Here is a 16,148-nt window from a genome sequence, read left to right on the forward strand (position 1 = left end):
GGCCCCGGGTAAGGTCCTGGCCGAATCAGCCGGCGGCCACGTGCTTTGACAGGGAGGCCGGGTAAAGATCCAGCGCGTGCTCTTCCACGTAGTCCAAGGCATGGCGGATCGCGCCGAGGGAAACAATGCCGTCCCCCAGGGCGGAGGTTGCCAGGCGTGGGGGAGTGAAGGTGAAGTCCCGGACTTGCTTTTCCATGGTGGGGATCAGGGCATTGGCGGACGCTGCGACGGCTCCGGCAATGACCACCAGCTCAGGGTTGACCAAAGTACTGATGGAGCCAATGGCCCGGGCCATGCGGTGCGCCACGCGGTTGAGGACGTCGAGGGCTGAGTGGTCGCCGTCCGCGGCCGCCCTGAATACCATCTCTGCGGTCAGGGCTTCAGGATCACCGCCGCACAGTGCCGTCAGCTTGGTTTCCGTACCGGCATCGAGGGCTTCCCGTCCCCACAGTGTTGCGTAGTGGGCAATGCCGTAGGTGTCGCCCACGCCGTCCACGTTGTCCAGGTATCCCAGCTCGCCAAAGCCACCAAGCTGCCCGTGGAGCAAACGGCCGGACTCGAGGATTCCGGACCCCAAACGGTCGCCGGCGAGCATGACCACAAGGTTGTCGACTCCCTGCGCACTGCCCTGCCACCGTTCTGCGAGGGCCGCGAGATTGGCATCGTTTTCCAGGAGCACATGCCAACCATGGCGTTCGGACACGATCCGGCGGACATCGAAGGATTTCCAGAATTCCTGGGCAGTGAGGACCTCCCCGTCCCGGCTGACCGGGGCAGCTACGCCAACAGACACGGCTAGAACAGAGTCGGCGGATACGCCCGCCTTGTCCAAGGCGTCGGCGGCGATCTTGTCCAGCACATCTGCGCGTTCATCGGCCGGGACGTTGTAGGCGCGGAAGGGCATCGTGACCTGGGACAAGGACGTTCCTGCCATGTCAGCCACTATCGCGGTGATCTTGGTGGCGCCAATGTCGATGCCGATCACGCTGGCCGCGCTGTCGTCGAAAACGAAGCGCCGCGCAGGCCTGCCCTTGACGTAGTCACCGGCTCCTCGTTGGTTCTCCAGTTCCTGGAGCCATCCGAGCCGGACGAGTTCATCGCAAATCGAGATGACGGTGGCGCGGGAGAGTCCAGTGGCGGCCATCAGCTCGGTGCCGGTGACGACTCCGGCGCCGCGCATGGCCTTGAGCATTGCGCTGGCGTTGACCCGCCGTACCAGTTGCGTTGACGGTGCAGTCCCGGTCTGCATTCGGAGCTCCCATTTCTCAGCCGTCCATCGGAACGATAGGACGGTCTCTCTAAATTTAGTGCATAAATTTAGATGACGACGCATTTCGCCAAACGCTTGACCCTGTGGCGGACATCACTCACCATGGTTAGCGATAGGTCGTAAATTTACCTCCTATCTAAACTTCGGGTGGCGATGCACACGGTCCACTACACGATGGCAATGCGGCCACTGAGGTCCGCAATACGAAAGGGCTACGGTGTCTGTGAAAATGACACGCAGGAAACGCTTCGCAGCAATGGGCTTGGGCTTGGCACTGTTTGCCGGCCTTCTCTCCGGCTGCACCGGGGAACCGGGCACATCAGGGGATCCGGGTAAAGAGACCATCCGTTTTACGTTCAGCAAGCGGGAGGCCATCGGCTTCATGACCAAACTGGTTGCTGATTACAACGCTTCTCAGGATGAAACAGAAGTGGTACTCGATACGTCCGGCGTCGACGTCGTATCTGCGAGCTTCGTTCGCGGCAACCCGCCGGACATCGCGCTTGCCAACTACAACATGGAGACGTCCCGCTTCGTCCAGCGCGGTGCTCTGAGCGACTTGTCCGGTACGGAGGCAGCGTCCCACATCCGCGAAGACCTTCAACCGTTGATGGAACAGTACGGTTCATACCCGGGGCGGACCAGTGCCCTCCCGTACTCGGTCATGGCGTCCTCCGTGATCTACAACAAGGAAATCTTCGCCGCCAACAACATTGCGGTCCCCACCACGTGGAGCGAATTGATCGCCGCGTGTGAAGCGCTGAAAGCCGCTGGGGTGACGCCGTTTTATGCCACGTGGAAGGATGACTGGACCATCGCCCAGGGGTGGTTCGACTACTCTGTGGGCGGCCAGGTGGACACCATCGACTTCTTCAAGAAGCTCGATGCTGAAGGCGTGAACGTTGGGCCGGAGTCTTCCGTGTCATTCCAAAAGGACTTTGAGCAGCCCGTCGAAAAGATGCTGACGCTGGCAAAGAACTACGTGAACAAGGATGCTGCAAGCCGGGCCTACGGCGACGGCAACCTTGCCTTCTCGCAGGGCAAGGCTGCCATGTATCTGCAGGGCCCGTGGGCGTTCAGCGAGATCGCCAAGACCGCCCCGGGCCTGTTGCTCGGCACCTTTCCGCTGCCGATGACCGAGAACCCCGAGGACTTGCGCGTGCGCGTCAACGTGGACCTCGCCGCCTGGATCCCGGAGGCCTCCAAGCACAAGGACGCTGCGCGTGGGTTCCTTGAGTATCTGTACCGTCCCGAGGTGATCGATGCCTACAACAAATCACAGCTGGGCTTCACTCCCACCAAGGACTCTGCGAACGTCCCCGACCCCCGGATTGAGGGGATGGTGCAGTACTACGACGACGCCAAGGTCTATCAGGGCCCCTCGGTGCTCGTTCCCCGCACCATCCCGATCATGAACTACACGCAGGCAATCGTGTTCGGCGCGTCCCCTGCATCCACCCTCCGCACCCTCGACGCAGACTGGGTGCGCCTGGCGTTCCGCCAGTAGTGCAGACCATAGGGAGTCAGATACATGTCCACCATCACCACCCCAAACACATCCAAGCAGGGCAGCCCAAAGCAGCGCGGGAAGAGACGCGTCGAGCCGATCTTCTACCTCTTCCTGGTGCCCAGCCTGATTCTGTTCACCTTGGCCATCACGATTCCGGGGATCATCGGCATTTTCTTCAGCTTTACCAACTCCATTGGAATCGGTGACTGGGACTTCGTTGGCCTGACCAACTACATTGCGATCTTCAGCGATCCCGCCATCCTGCAGAGCTACCTGTTCACTTTCGGCTTTTCCATCGTCACGGTGATCGTGGTCAACGTTGTGGCGTTCCTGCTGGCCGTCGGGCTTACCTCGCGCATCCGGATGAAGTCGGCACTGCGAACCATCTTCGTTATCCCGATGGTGGTTTCCGGCATCATCATCGCCTACGTTTTCAACTTCCTGTTCTCCAATTCCTTGCCGGCGGCGGGGGCTGCGGCCGGGATCCCATGGTTGGAGAGCAGCTTGCTGGCCAACCCCGACCTCGCGTGGATCGCGATCGTGCTGGTCACCGCCTGGCAGGCGGTTCCGGGGGCCCTGCTCATCTATATCGCGGGCCTTGTCGCTGTGCCCGGTGATGTGTACGAGGCTGCGGAAATCGATGGGGCCAGCAAATTCCAACAGCTGCTGAAGATCACGCTCCCGCTGGTGGCCGGGTACGTGGTGATCAACATCATTCTCGGGTTCAAAGGCTTCCTCAACGCCTACGACATCATCGTCGGGCTGACGAACGGCGGCCCGGGGACCTCTACCCGGAGTATCGCCATGACTGTCATCTCCGGCTTCAACGGCGGCGACTACGCCTACCAGATGGCCAACGCGACGATCTTCTTTGTGGTCGCCATCCTCATCTCTCTCGTACAGCTCTCGCTGACTCGCGGACGGAACGCACTCTAATGACCAACCAATCCACCCTCGCTATTGAGAACTCGCCCTTGGACACCGCCGCCGCCGGAACCACCCGACGCCGGGCTGCGTCGAAGGTGGAGCGGGTCAACTGGTCCGCAACCACCATCCTCGTGTTGTGCGCGGTCACTGTGCTGCTACCCCTGTATGTCACGGTCTCCATGGCGTTCAAGACCCAAGGGCAGGCCGTGGATGGCAACGCCTTCTCCTTCCCCGCCCCGTTCAGCATGGACGGCTTTGTCCAAGCCTGGACCCTGACCAACTTCCCGGTGGGGGCCGCGATGTCTTTGCTGGTAACAGCCGGGACAGTCCTTGCCACCATCGTCTTGGCCGCCTTCGCCTCCTATGCGATCGTGCGCAACTGGGAGCGGCGGCTGTTCAGGTATTCGTTCTTCTATCTTCTGGGAGCAATGTTCATTCCCTTCCCCGTAGTTGCGTTGCCGCAGATTCAGCTCACGGGCCGCCTTGGCTTGGACAATCCGTTTGGCGTCATCCTGTTGGCCACCATGTTCCAACTGAGCTTCAGCGTCCTGCTCTTCACCGCCTTCCTCCGCTCCATTCCGATGGAACTTGAAGAGAGCGCCAGGATTGACGGCGCAACCACGTGGCAGACCTTCTGGAAACTGATTTTCCCGCTCTTGGCACCGATGAGTGCCACCGTGGGGATCTTCGCGTTCCTCTATGCATGGAATGACTTCATGATGCCGTCGCTGATTATTTCCGATCCGGCACTGCAGACGCTTCCCGTGCGGCAGAACCTTTTCCAGACGCAGTTCAGCAACAACTACCACGTGTCCTTCGCGTCCTACCTCATGGCGATGGCACCGGCGATCATTGCGTATCTGTTCACGCAGCGGTGGGTCATGGCCGGAGTGACACAGGGTGCCGTCAAGGGCTAACCATTGTTGACCTTCCCGGGACCGCGTTTCATACTGGTCCAGGAGATAAATTTAGATACTAAATCAAAGGAGTTTCGTGAGCACTTCCGCCACTCAGGCACACCGAACCGACGCCGACCGCATGTCCGATCCGAACTGGTGGCGCCAGGCGGCCGTCTACCAGATCTACCCGCGCAGCTTCTACGACGCGAACGGTGACGGACTCGGTGACATCAAGGGCATCACGGCCAAAGTCCCCTACCTGAAAGAACTGGGGATCGACGCCGTCTGGCTGAGCCCGTTCTACCCGTCGGCGCTCGCAGACGGCGGCTACGACGTGGACGACTACCGCAATGTGGACCCGAAGTTGGGAACCCTTGAGGACTTCGACGAGATGGCCGCAGCCTTGCACGCCGCAGGAATCAAGATCGTGGTGGACATCGTTCCCAACCACTCTTCCGATCGTCACGAGTGGTTCAAGGAAGCGCTGGCGTCCCCCAAAGGCTCCGCAGCCCGCGAGCGCTACATCTTCCGCGACGGCCGCGGCGAGAACGGTGAGCTGCCGCCGTCGGACTGGGACTCTGTCTTCGGCGGACCCATCTGGGACCGCATCACCGAGCCCGACGGCACTCCCGGCCAGTGGTACCTGCACATCTTCGCCAAGGAGCAGCCGGACTTCAACTGGGAGAACCCGGAGATTCGCGAGGACTTCCTGAAGACGCTGCGCTTCTGGTCCGATCGCGGCGTGGACGGTTTCCGCATCGACGTTGCCCACGGCATGGCCAAGGACCTTTCCGAGCCGCTGCCCATGAAGGCTGATTTGGAAGCCAAGGCCCATGGCACGGATGGTTTCACCGATGGATCGCACCCGTTCTGGGACCGCGATGAAGTCCACGAGGTCTACGCGGAGTGGCGCAAGCTCTTCAACGAGTACAACCCGCCCCGCACCGCTGTTGCCGAGGCCTGGGTCCATGAGTCCCGCCGTGCCCGCTATGCGAGCCCTGAAGGACTCGGGCAGGCGTTCAACTTTGATTTGCTGCAGTCCGATTTCGATGCTGCATCGTTCAAGAAGATCATCACGGACAACCTGGTAGCTGCCAAGGAATCGGGCGCATCCTCCACCTGGGTCTTCTCCAACCACGACGTAGTCCGTCATGCCACCCGGTACGGCCTGCCCAAGGGCGGCTCGGTGGCCCAGGGAACCAATGCGGCACAGGACATCACGGGCGGAAAGCCCAAGGGACAGGACGGCAAGGGCTGGCTGCTGGCCGGCGCACCGGCGGAAGAGCTCGACGTCGAACTCGGCTTGCGTCGTGCGCGCGCCGCGACGCTCTTGCTGCTCGCGCTTCCTGGTTCTGCTTACCTGTACCAGGGTGAGGAGCTGGGCCTGCGCGAAGTCTCGGAGATTCCTGATTCCGAACGACAGGACCCGTCCTTCTTCCGTAACCCGGGCGTCGAGATTGGCCGCGACGGTTGCCGCGTGCCGCTGCCGTGGACCGCAGAAGGTCCGTCGTACGGCTTCGGTGCGGGCAAAGCACACCTGCCGCAGCCGGAATGGTTCAAGGACTATGCAGTGTCCGGGCAGGAGAACGTGGAAGGCTCCACCCTGGAGCTCTACCGAAAGGCACTGAGCCTGCGCAGCGAACTCCAGACCGACGAGGAACTCGAGTGGGTGGAAACAGGGAACCAGGACGTGCTGCACTTCAGCCGGCCCGGTGGCTGGCACACGGTGACCAACTTCGGCAGCAAGCCCGTGGAACTTCCGGAAGGAAACGTCGTAGTGGCCAGCGCCCCGCTGGAGGATGGCAAACTGCCTTCCGACACCACCGCGTGGATTGTCAGCAACGCGTAAGCGCTGCGGCAGAATATTGAAGTTATGACTCATGCGAACGGGCGGGGACGCCTCATTTACGGCTGTATGGGACTCGGTGGCCGTTGGGACGGTACGTCCTACGGAGCTTCGGAGATCGATCAGGCCGCTGCAGTGATCCAAGCTGCACAGGGGATTGGCGTTGAGCTTTTTGACCATGCAGATATCTATCGCAGCGGAAAGTCCGAGGCTGTATTTGGGGAAGTCCTGGCCCGTTCGCAGGGGCTGCGCGAAAAGATTCAGCTTCAGACCAAGTGCGGGATCAGGCTGGGGGAACGCGGGCTGGATACGCATTACGACCTCAGCCGTGAAGCCATCCTCGAACGTGTCAACCAGAGCCTGAAGCGGCTCCAGACAGACTACGTGGATACGCTGCTCCTGCACCGCCCCGATCCGTTGATGGACCCGCGTGAGGTGGCTGACGCCGTCGGGCAGTTGGTGGCGGAAGGCAAGGTGCGGCAGGTGGGGGTGTCCAACATGTCCGGCGCGCAGATCGCGTTCCTGCAGGACGAGTTGGAGATTCCCATTGTGGCGAACCAACTGGAAATGAGTCTGCTTCGCCGGGACTGGCTGGAGAGCACTGTGCTCGTCAACCATGCGGAGGGGCTGGAGTACAGCTTCCCGCACGGGACTCTTGAGCACTGCATGGCCAAGGGTATTGAACTGCAGGCGTACGGTTCCCTGGCCCAAGGGCGCTATACAGGTGCGCCGTCTGCGGAGTTCTCGCCGGCTGAGTCGGCTACCGCGGACATGCTTGAAAAACTGGCGGCGGATAAGGACACCACGCCGGAATCGGTATTGCTGGGTTGGCTGATGAAGCACCCGGCCGGGATCTCCCCGGTAGTGGGAACTACTAACCCCGTGCGCATCAAGGCATGCGCCGATGCCGCAGCGGTTGCGGCGGACATGACCCGTGCCGAGTGGTACGGATTGTGGGTGGCAGCGCGGGGAAGCAACATCCCCTAACGCTGTTTTAACCCAACTGAGTCGCAGTTCGGGCCCTTTTGAGCACTTAAAACGGCCTGAACTGCGACTCAGTTGGGTCTACAACAGCAACACATGGGCGCTCCTAGGAAGCTGCCAAAGGAGCCACTACCGAGTAGGTGCTCGAATCACCTTGAAGTGCCTGGCTCGGCTTGCCATCGATGCCCACCGGAATATCGCCCGCGATGGTGACGCGGTTGAGCTTGCGTGGCTGGCCGTCGTAGTTGTCCGGTGCGTAGTGCTGCGTGATGCGGTTATCGAACAGGACCACCTGGTTGGGCTCCCAGTTCACCCGGACTACGTTCTCCGGACGGGTCACGTATGCCTGCAGCAGGCGGATGATGTCCTTGGACTCAGTGTTGGACAGGCCCACAATCCGGAGCCGCTGCGCGAAGCCCCCAATGAACAATCCGCGCTCGCCGGTCAACGGGTGGACCCGCACCACCGGGTGGGCGGTTTCGAACTTCAGGCGGGTGAATTCCTTGCGGCGCTCTTCGGCGTTGGAGTGCTCAAGGTTCTTGGGCACCGAGTAGTCGTAGTCATTGGTGTGGATGGCCCAGAGGGTGTCCGCGAAGTTCCGCAGCTCCTCCGGCAGGTCCTGGTACGCGCCGGCAGAGGAAGCGATCAGGGTCTCGCCACCATAGGCCGGGAGGTCGATGCTGCGCAGCGTGGAAGCCTGCGGCGGGTTCACCACGAAGGTCACATCCGTGTGCCAGTTGTTGGCCGAGCCGTTCTCGCTGTCCACGGGCAGGACATTCTCTTCTCCCTCCACGGACGCAACCGTGGGGTGGGCCTTGGTGAGCGGGCCAAAGTGGCTGGCAAACTTCACCTGGGCTTCGTCGCTGAGGATGTTCGCCTCGCGGAACACCAGCGCCTTGTGTTCGTTCAACGCAGCCCGGATCTGGGCGACGGTTTCCTGGCTAAGGTCTCCGCTGATGTCCAAGCCACGGATTTCGGCGCCGATGCGGGAGCCGAGTTTGGCGAACTCCAGTTTGGTTTCGGTAATGACGGTCATGGTTCTTTCCTTACTTGTTGTGATGGTTGCGGCACGGGCCGCGGGGTGGGTCTAGGAAGCAGCGGCGCCAACGGCGGTCCGCCAGCGGGAAAAGTGCCGTTCAAGGGCTACCAGCAGGAAGTTCACGCCAAGGCCCAGCAAGGACACCGTGAGGATGCCCGCGTACATGTCCGGGATCAGGAAGCTGCTCTGCGCATTCACGATCAAGTAACCCAGGCCAGCCTTGGCGCCCACCATTTCGGCAGCAATCAGCACAAGGATGGATGCCGTGCCGGCCATGCGGATGCCCGTGAAAATGGTGGGAACTGCGGACGGAAGAATCACCTTCTGGAACAGTCGGAAGCTGTTGAGCCCCAAGGAGCGCGCGGCCCTGATCAACAGCGGGTCCACGGTCTTCACGCCGGCAATGGTGTTGAGGAGAACCGGGAAGAACGCTGCGTACGCCACGATGCTGATCTTGGACTCCTCGCCGATACCCAACAGCAGTGTGAACACGGGAAGCAGAGCCAGTGCCGCAGTATTGCGGAACAGTTCCAGCAGCGGGTTCAGGACCGAGTTCAGGCGACCGTACCAAGCGATCAGCAGGCCCAACGAGACACCTGCCACCAGTGCGGCTCCGAAACCGGCCACGGAACGGGTGAGGCTGGCCGCGATGTGGCCTTGGATGGTTCCGGCTTCGAACAGCTTGCCCCATGCCAGGAGCACTTCGTGGAGCGGCGGGAGGAACACCCGGGTGGACGGGCTGGCCAGATACGTCGGTCCGAGCTCCCACAGCGCCAGGAAAGCCAGGACCGCCGCGGACTTCCACAAACCTGACCCCACGGCCCCGGCGACGCGTCGCGCTATGCCGGGTGCCGGCGTCGTAGGCTCTGCAGCTGCCGCTTGAGTATCGGAAGGTTCGACGGCGGCACCCGGTTCAGTGGCGCTGCCCGCCTTGGACGCTACGGATTCCGCGTGCGTGAGTGTGGTGGTCATCAGGCGGCGCTCCTCTCAGTGGTGGTTGCCGGTTCGTCCGGTGCGCTGCCGTCCGGCAGGATCTTGCGGTGGCCGGCGTCCTGGGCGCGGCGGACTTCGTCGTGCAGGAGCGTCCACACCTGGTGGCGGTGCTCCACGAAGGCGGGGTTGGAGCGGATGTCCTCGTCACCGTCGCGGTCCGGGATGTTGATGTCCACGATTTCCTTGAGCCGGCCGGGGCGGGCGCTCAGCACAGCCACGCGCTCGCCGAGGTACACGGCCTCATCGATGCCGTGCGTGATGAAGACGATGGTCTTCCCGGTGGCCTTCCAGATCCTGAGGAGCTCATCCTGCAGCTGCTCGCGGGTCTGGGCGTCAAGGGCTGCGAATGGTTCATCCATCAGCAACACATCCGGCTCGTAGGCCAGGCTGCGGGCGATGGCAACGCGCTGCTTCATGCCGCCGGACAGCTCATGGGGGTAGCGGTCCTCAAAGCCCGCCAGCCCCACCAGTGCCAGGTACTCGCTGGCTTTCGCGGCCCGTTCCCGTCGGTTCAGCTTCTTGCCGTCCGGCCCTACGCCTTCAAGCCCGATCGAGACGTTCGCCGAGGCCGTCCGCCAGTGGAACAGTGCGTACTGCTGGAACACCACGGCCCGGTCCTTCCCTGGCCCGGTGACGGCCTTCCCATCCACCAGGACCTCACCGGAAGTCGGCGTGGAGAGCCCGGCCAGCAGGTCCAGGAGTGTGGTCTTTCCTGACCCGCTGGGCCCCACCAGGGTGAGGAATTCGCCGTCGCGGACGTCCAGGCTCAGGGAATCGATGGCAGTGAGGCGGGTGGCGCTGGTGGTTTTGGTGGCCCGGACCGTGAACTCTTTGGTGACGTTCCGGAGGCTGATTTTCGCGGTCATGGCTATCCCTTCTTCGCTGCAGCGAGTTCGTTGAACTCGTTGGTGTAGTACTTGGAAGGCGTGAGCTTGTCCTTGACGATGCCGGCGGAGCTGAGCCAGGCCTCCCAGCGGGTGAAGTCCTTGTCCTGGATCACGCCGGCGTCCGGGACGCCAGGGCTCTTCCAGAACTTCAGGTTGGCCGTGCTCTCATTGCGTCCGCGGCTTTCGATGATCTTGGTGAAACGGGCAATGACTTCATCGCGGGGCGTCTCGGCTGCCCACTTGATCGCTTTGGCAACGCCCGTGGTGAAGGTTCGGGTGGTGTTTGGGTTCTTTTCAATGAACTCGTTGCGGAGCACGATCTGGCCGCCCGCGAACGTTCCGAACAACTCCACATCGCTGAACAGCGAGCGCAGTCCGCCTGCTTCGATGGCCCTGTCCTGCAGTACGCCACCGAGCGTTCCCGCGTCCACCTGTCCGCGGCGGATGGCTTCCTCGGTATCGTTGGGTGCGAGCGGGACGAGCTGGACCTGCTTGATTTCGTCCTGGCTGAGTCCGTTCTTGGTCAGCCAGGTGTTGATGACGGCTTCGTGGTGCGCGCCCAAGGTGTTGACCGCGATCTTCTTGCCGATCAGGTCGCGCGGTTCCTTGATGGTGCTATCGGCCTTCACGTAGTAACCGCTGAAGGTTTTCTCGTCCGAGCCGTAGTAGTTGGTCACGGCCTTGACGGGAGCGCCGGCTTCGATGAGCTTGACCACCGCACCGGAGAACGCGCCTCCGAAGTCGGTCTGGTTGGTGGCTGCGGACTGGATGTCCTGCGGGCCACTGGTGGTGTTGCCCACCCAGTTCAGTTTCAGGTCGCCGAGGTAGCCCAGATCCGCCGCAAGCTCGGGAAAGGTCACGTTGTTGGCTGAGCCTTGGTACCGGAGTTCCTTGACCTCGTTGCCGGTCTGGCTGGCTTGTCCGGCTTCGGCTGCACCGCCGCAGCCGGACACCGTCAGCGCTAGTACGACGGCGGCCGCGACGCTCAGCAGGGGCAAGTGCAGTTTCATGGGAGCTACTTTCGATGGATTGCAGGGTGTTGGGTAAGGCCGGCTCACGTAAGGGCTTGGGATCCTGTGCAACGGCTTGGGAACGATGAAAGCCCATTCCGACGGCGGCTGGGAAGTGCCGCGGTAACTCCCGGAAACGCTGCGAAACAGCCCGAAACGGGACGAAATCCGGGGCCTTTTCCGGCAACCCGGGGACACAAAGACGCAGTGTTGAGCCTTGTGAACAACAGCGACAACTGGGCCGGATATGACTGGCGGGTACCGTCGTCGGGCGTTCATACTGCGGGACCCCACAGTCATATGGGGTTTAGTTCGTATTGATCCTCACAAGCGGGCGGAATTCTTCGCTGTGCAGGGCGCTGGCCGGATACGGTAGATACATGACGTCTAGCATCGCCGCCGAATCAGTTCGGCCTACCCGCAATATTCCCGCCGATATCGCCCGTTCCTGGCTTCTTGTGAATGCCATGAAGACGGAGCTTTTTGACGAATCCGCGGGTTCACGGGCAGACGCCATCATCCTTGACATCGAAGACGCCGTTGACCCTTCCCAGAAGGACATTGCCCGCGAAAACGTCATCAACTGGTTGACCGCCGGTGGCAAGGCCTGGGTCCGTATCAATGACGCCACCAGCCCGTTCTGGGCCGACGACCTCGCCGGATTGCGCGGTACCCCGGGCCTGCTCGGCGTCATGCTGGCCAAGACCGAATCCGCTGACCAAGTCACGGAGTCCTACCACCGCATGGACGGCAAGACCCCGGTGATCGCGCTGGTGGAGTCAGCCCTCGGCATCGAGGAAGCCAACCACATCGCACGCGCGCAGGGTGCTTTCCGGCTTGCTTTCGGCTCCGGCGACTTCCGCCGCGACACGGGCATGGCGGCCACCCCTGAAGCCATGGCGTACCCGCGTGCAAAGCTCGTTGTCGCAAGCCGCGTAGGTAACCTGCCGGGCCCCATCGACGGTCCCACCGTGGGTACCAACCACCCCATCCTGCGTGAGCAGACCGGTATCACCGTGACCATGGGAATGACCGGCAAGCTTTGCCTGGCCATCGACCAGACCACCGTGATCAATGAGGTCATCAGCCCCACGCCTTCGGACGTCGCCTGGGCCACGGACTTCATGAACGACTTCGAGGCCAACGGCCGTGTCATCCGCGATGGTTCCGACCTCCCGCGTTTGGGCCGCGCCGAGAAGATCATGAAGCTCGCAGTCGCCTTCGGAGTCCAGCCTTCCCTGTAAGCATGCTGTTCCACGGAGTCGCTTGGGACTCTACGTCCCCCTCGTTGCGAATTTTCACACCGGACGCGGAGTTCACTGATGTTGCGTTGGCCCGGGGCTCAGCCCTGGGCCTGCGCGTTATCCCTGGCTTGTGGTGTCTTGGCCACACCAAGGTTCACGGTCCGGGGGAGCGCACCCATGTTCCCTGCCGTAGTGGTTCTCCGGCCGAGCGTGGAAAGCAGTGCGGGGCCTGCTTTGCGCGGGACGACTCCCGGCTGATGCACGATTTCCACCGGGGCACGTCCGTTCCCACCGGTCTCCGGGCCTACCTGATGCAACCGCACTGGCTCTATGTGGCCACGTTCGCGAACGGTGCCACCAAAGTGGGGACCGCCTCTGCCCCCCGCAAGTGGAACAGGCTCGCTGAGCAGGGCGCTGTGCACGCCTCCTATGTAGCGCATGCCGAAGACGGCCGTGTTGTTCGCATTCTCGAGGACATGGTGACGCGCGAGCTCGGCCTGGTCCAGCAGGTCCGTTCCGCTTCCAAAGCCGCGGGACTCGTGGAGCCGCGTGCCGGCGTCGAGCTTCTGTCGTTGAACCGTCAGCACGCCGGTAGGGTGCGCGAGTTGCTCGGTGGCTTGGCCATGACTGGTTACGCCGTTGTGGAGGAAGAGTGGGACCGGCCGGCTTTGGCTGAGCGGCTCTGTGTTGCGGGTGCCGAAGGCGGACGCCGCCATCCGTACCCGGCAACGTTCGACGGCGGCGGGCACGGTTTGCGGATCCACTCACTGTCCGGGGCGGTGGCCTTGGCGGGCCTGCCGGACGCTTCGGGTAGCGAGGTGGAGGGCAGCTTCGTGGCTGACCTGGGCGCGTTGAAGGGCCGCAAGATCGAGTTCGGCCCCCACATCACGGAAATTCCGGCGCTGCAGGACTCGCTCTTCTAGCCTTTTCCCCGCGAGGGGCGACATCTCGGGGGTAAGTTCGCCCCTTTCCCGCGAGAGCTAACCCCTCGCGAACCCACCAACCACGCCCCGGTAGACTTGGACGGTGCTAGAAGAATTTTGGGCCACCGCCTCCACGTCATACAAAGCGTTGGTTTTCAGCGCCATGGGGCTGATCGCCGTCGGACTCATCCTGTCCATTGTGGGGAACACGTCCGGTAACCAAGGCTTGGCCATTGCTTCGTTGCCCATCATTGGTGTCGGGCTGCTGCTCCACGTTGCAGGGCTCGTAGTGCGGGGCCAGAAGATCCGCAAGAGCTACAAGAAGTAACGCCTTCACCTCAGCAGCGCGCTGCACCCGCGCTCCCTCGGCCCGATAGGGTTGGAGCATGAGTATTAATCCGGACCTGCAGGGCCGAAGCTACCCTGCCGCAGAGGTATACGACGTCGGCCGAGAAAAGATCCGCGAGTTCGCCAAGGCCGTGAAAGCCAGCAACCCCGCGCACTTCGATGTTGAGGCTGCCAAGGCCTTGGGCCACAGCGACCTCGTCGCCCCGCCTACGTTTGCCATCATCGTCGCCCAGCGTGCTGACGCCCAATTGGTCCAGGACCCGGAGTCGGGCATCGACTTCTCCCGGGTGGTCCACGCCGACCAGAGGTTCACGCACCACCGGCCGATCGTCGCCGGCGACCGCCTTGTGGCAGAACTGCACGTTGACGGCGTCCGGGCCATGGGCGGGGGAGCCATGATCACTACACGTTCCGAGATTTCCACCGAGGCGGGCGAAAAGGTCGCCACTACAACGTCGTCCATCCTGGTCCGCGGAGAGGGACAGTAACCATGAGCCCTACATTCGAAGAACTGACGGTCGGCCAGGAAATCGGCACCCGGAGCATCGACGTCACCCGCCAGGACCTGGTCAAGTACGCAGGAGCTTCGGGCGACTTCAACCCGATCCACTGGAACGAATCGTTCGCAACCTCCGTGGAGCTTCCGGGCGTCATCGCCCACGGCATGTTCACCATGGGTGCCGCAGTGCAGTTGGTGAGCGACTGGGCAGGCGACCCCGCCGCCGTCGTCGACTACCAGACCCGCTTCACCAAACCCGTCCTCGTCACGGATACCACCGGCACCGATCAGGCAGGCGCGGTCATCGACGTCACCGGTGTGGTGGGAGCGCTCGACGACGATGCTCGCACAGCTCGCATCGACCTCACCGTCGTTGCGGCCGGACAGAAGGTCCTCATGAAGTCGCAGGCGGTTGTGAAGGTCTCTTGAACCGCCCGAACACCACTCATAGCAGCAAACCGTGCGCCACACCGACTGAAATGTCGCGGTGGCGCGCCGCTGTTCTTGCCTCCTACGCAGCCAGTGGCATCGCGTTCGCAACCTGGGTATCGCGCCTGCCCGCCATCCGCGACGGACTGGATCTCACTCCGGGCGGCATCGGCCTCTTGCTCATGTGCATGACGGTGGCGTCGTTCATCTCGATCTCAGCCTCGGGGCTGATTGTGCTACGGCTCGGTCCCAAACTGACCACGAGGATCGGCAGTTGCATGGTGGGTGCGGGTCTTGTCACCGTGGGTGTTGGCACCTCGATTGCAGCCAATTCACTGGTGGTGGCAGCAGGCTTGGTAGTCCTTGGCTTGGGCACCGCCAGCTGGAACACTGCGTCCAATGTGGAAGGGGCGTCGCTGGAACGCGAGTTGGAGCGGCACATCATGCCGCACCTGCACGGCGCGTTCAGCCTCGGAACGGTGGCCGCTGCAGGCTTCGGCGCCTGGGCAGCCGCCATCCACATGCCGGTGGTCTGGCATTTCCTGATCTCGGGCGTTGTAGTGACTACTTCGGTTGTCACCGCTGGTTTCTGGTTCCGCGCGGAAAAGACCGCTGCAGCCACGCAAACTTACCGGCCTGTACAAACGGATACCTTCCAGGATCCCTCCACCGGGCCGCTGCCGATCATCACCTCCGAATCAGCCCAGCGAGACGCCAGCGAGGCCACAGCTCCGCTGGACAACAAGCGGCTGGTTGCCCTTGCCTGGCGTGACCGCCGGACTTTGCTCATCGGAGTTCTTGTCCTCGGCTTGGCCTTGGCCGAAGGAGCCGCCGGGGACTGGGTTGCTCTGGCTCTGGCCGACGGCTATGGGCAGTCTGACGCGGCGGGCGCTGTCGGCTACGGACTCTTCGTCACGTTCATGACCATCGGCCGCTTCACCGGGACTGTCATCTTGGATCGTTTTGGGCGTGTGGTGGTGATGCGCTGGTGCTCGGCTACCGCCGTCGTGGGTCTTTCGCTTTTCGTATTTTCTCCGGTCCCGTGGCTCGCGTTCGTGGCGTTGGCCGTATGGGGCCTGGGTGCCTCACTCGGGTTCCCCGTGGGGATGTCCGCGGCTGCCGATGATCCCGTTCACGCTGCGGCCCGGGTGTCCGTGGTATCCACCATCGGCTACGGTGCTTTCTTGTGTGGTCCTCCGCTCCTGGGGCTGCTGGCTGAACATTTTGGCATCCTGCATTCGCTGCTGGCGCCCTTGGTGCTGCTGGTGGTCAGCTTCTTCCTGGCACCCCTGGCCGGCCAAAAGACGGGGAAGTCCGCGCAGCCCAACGAAGCCCGTTAG

The 16,148-nt window shown here is 62.6% G+C and carries 16 protein-coding genes; 11 read left to right on the plus strand and 5 right to left on the minus strand.

Features of this window, described 5'->3' with window-relative positions; translation table 11 throughout:
* Positions 1-25: 25 nt before the first annotated feature.
* Positions 26-1,249, minus strand: coding sequence for an ROK family protein (locus AC1RJY_RS15020; RefSeq protein ID WP_498602638.1), 1,224 nt, complete (start codon positions 1,247-1,249; stop codon positions 26-28).
* Positions 1,250-1,499: 250 nt separating this feature from the next.
* Here AC1RJY_RS15020 and AC1RJY_RS15025 point away from each other — a divergent pair, with 250 nt between their 5' ends.
* From AC1RJY_RS15025 to AC1RJY_RS15045, 5 genes are all read left to right on the plus strand, one after another.
* On the plus strand, positions 1,500-2,777 hold the full coding sequence (locus tag AC1RJY_RS15025) for an ABC transporter substrate-binding protein (protein WP_498602639.1): 1,278 nt from the start codon (positions 1,500-1,502) through the stop codon (positions 2,775-2,777).
* A 24-nt stretch (positions 2,778-2,801) separates the two neighbouring features.
* A complete protein-coding gene (locus AC1RJY_RS15030; RefSeq protein WP_498602640.1) occupies positions 2,802-3,716 on the plus strand; it encodes a carbohydrate ABC transporter permease in 915 nt (304 codons plus the stop codon).
* On the plus strand, positions 3,716-4,624 hold the full coding sequence (locus tag AC1RJY_RS15035) for a carbohydrate ABC transporter permease (protein WP_011775653.1): 909 nt from the start codon (positions 3,716-3,718) through the stop codon (positions 4,622-4,624). Before AC1RJY_RS15030 ends, AC1RJY_RS15035 begins: the two co-directional genes overlap by 1 nt.
* 76 nt (positions 4,625-4,700) lie before the next feature.
* Entirely contained in the window at positions 4,701-6,455 is a 1,755-nt protein-coding gene (locus AC1RJY_RS15040; protein ID WP_498602641.1) for a glycoside hydrolase family 13 protein, read from the plus strand.
* Between the two features lie 24 nt (positions 6,456-6,479).
* On the plus strand, positions 6,480-7,439 hold the full coding sequence (locus AC1RJY_RS15045) for an aldo/keto reductase (protein ID WP_498602642.1): 960 nt from the start codon (positions 6,480-6,482) through the stop codon (positions 7,437-7,439).
* 103 nt (positions 7,440-7,542) lie between these two features.
* On the opposite strand, the gene AC1RJY_RS15050 is transcribed toward AC1RJY_RS15045, so the two are convergent.
* From AC1RJY_RS15050 to AC1RJY_RS15065, 4 genes are read right to left on the minus strand one after another with little or no spacing between them, the layout of a single operon-like run.
* Positions 7,543-8,472: a TauD/TfdA dioxygenase family protein gene (locus AC1RJY_RS15050; protein ID WP_011775651.1), complete on the minus strand. Its 930-nt coding sequence runs from the start codon at positions 8,470-8,472 to the stop codon at positions 7,543-7,545.
* A 51-nt stretch (positions 8,473-8,523) separates the two neighbouring features.
* The gene (locus AC1RJY_RS15055; RefSeq protein WP_011775650.1) at positions 8,524-9,447 is read right to left on the minus strand and encodes an ABC transporter permease; all 924 of its coding nucleotides are present in this window, start codon (positions 9,445-9,447) and stop codon (positions 8,524-8,526) included.
* The gene (locus AC1RJY_RS15060; protein ID WP_498602643.1) at positions 9,447-10,334 is read right to left on the minus strand and encodes an ABC transporter ATP-binding protein; all 888 of its coding nucleotides are present in this window, start codon (positions 10,332-10,334) and stop codon (positions 9,447-9,449) included. The genes AC1RJY_RS15055 and AC1RJY_RS15060 overlap by 1 nt, the downstream gene beginning before the upstream one ends.
* A gap of 2 nt (positions 10,335-10,336) precedes the next feature.
* Positions 10,337-11,365: an ABC transporter substrate-binding protein gene (locus AC1RJY_RS15065; RefSeq protein WP_167532110.1), complete on the minus strand. Its 1,029-nt coding sequence runs from the start codon at positions 11,363-11,365 to the stop codon at positions 10,337-10,339.
* 380 nt (positions 11,366-11,745) lie between these two features.
* Here AC1RJY_RS15065 and AC1RJY_RS15070 point away from each other — a divergent pair, with 380 nt between their 5' ends.
* The 6 genes from AC1RJY_RS15070 to AC1RJY_RS15095 all read left to right on the plus strand — a co-directional run bounded on the left by AC1RJY_RS15070 (position 11,746) and on the right by AC1RJY_RS15095 (position 16,148).
* Positions 11,746-12,609, plus strand: coding sequence for an HpcH/HpaI aldolase/citrate lyase family protein (locus AC1RJY_RS15070; RefSeq protein WP_011775647.1), 864 nt, complete (start codon positions 11,746-11,748; stop codon positions 12,607-12,609).
* 2 nt (positions 12,610-12,611) lie between these two features.
* Positions 12,612-13,532 (plus strand): DUF2797 domain-containing protein, encoded by a 921-nt coding sequence (locus tag AC1RJY_RS15075; protein ID WP_498602644.1) that lies wholly within the window; start codon positions 12,612-12,614, stop codon positions 13,530-13,532.
* Positions 13,533-13,635: 103 nt separating this feature from the next.
* Positions 13,636-13,860 carry a DUF3188 domain-containing protein gene (locus tag AC1RJY_RS15080; RefSeq protein WP_011775645.1) on the plus strand — a complete coding sequence of 75 codons (225 nt, stop codon included), beginning with the start codon at positions 13,636-13,638 and terminating at the stop codon, positions 13,858-13,860.
* A gap of 58 nt (positions 13,861-13,918) precedes the next feature.
* Positions 13,919-14,368, plus strand: coding sequence for a MaoC family dehydratase N-terminal domain-containing protein (locus AC1RJY_RS15085; RefSeq protein ID WP_011775644.1), 450 nt, complete (start codon positions 13,919-13,921; stop codon positions 14,366-14,368).
* A gap of 2 nt (positions 14,369-14,370) precedes the next feature.
* Complete coding sequence (locus AC1RJY_RS15090) at positions 14,371-14,808, plus strand: MaoC family dehydratase (protein ID WP_011775643.1); 438 nt, start codon at positions 14,371-14,373, stop codon at positions 14,806-14,808.
* A gap of 50 nt (positions 14,809-14,858) precedes the next feature.
* Positions 14,859-16,148 carry an MFS transporter gene (locus tag AC1RJY_RS15095; RefSeq protein WP_498602645.1) on the plus strand — a complete coding sequence of 430 codons (1,290 nt, stop codon included), beginning with the start codon at positions 14,859-14,861 and terminating at the stop codon, positions 16,146-16,148.

This window comes from Arthrobacter sp. GW822-FHT05G07, assembly GCF_058799755.1.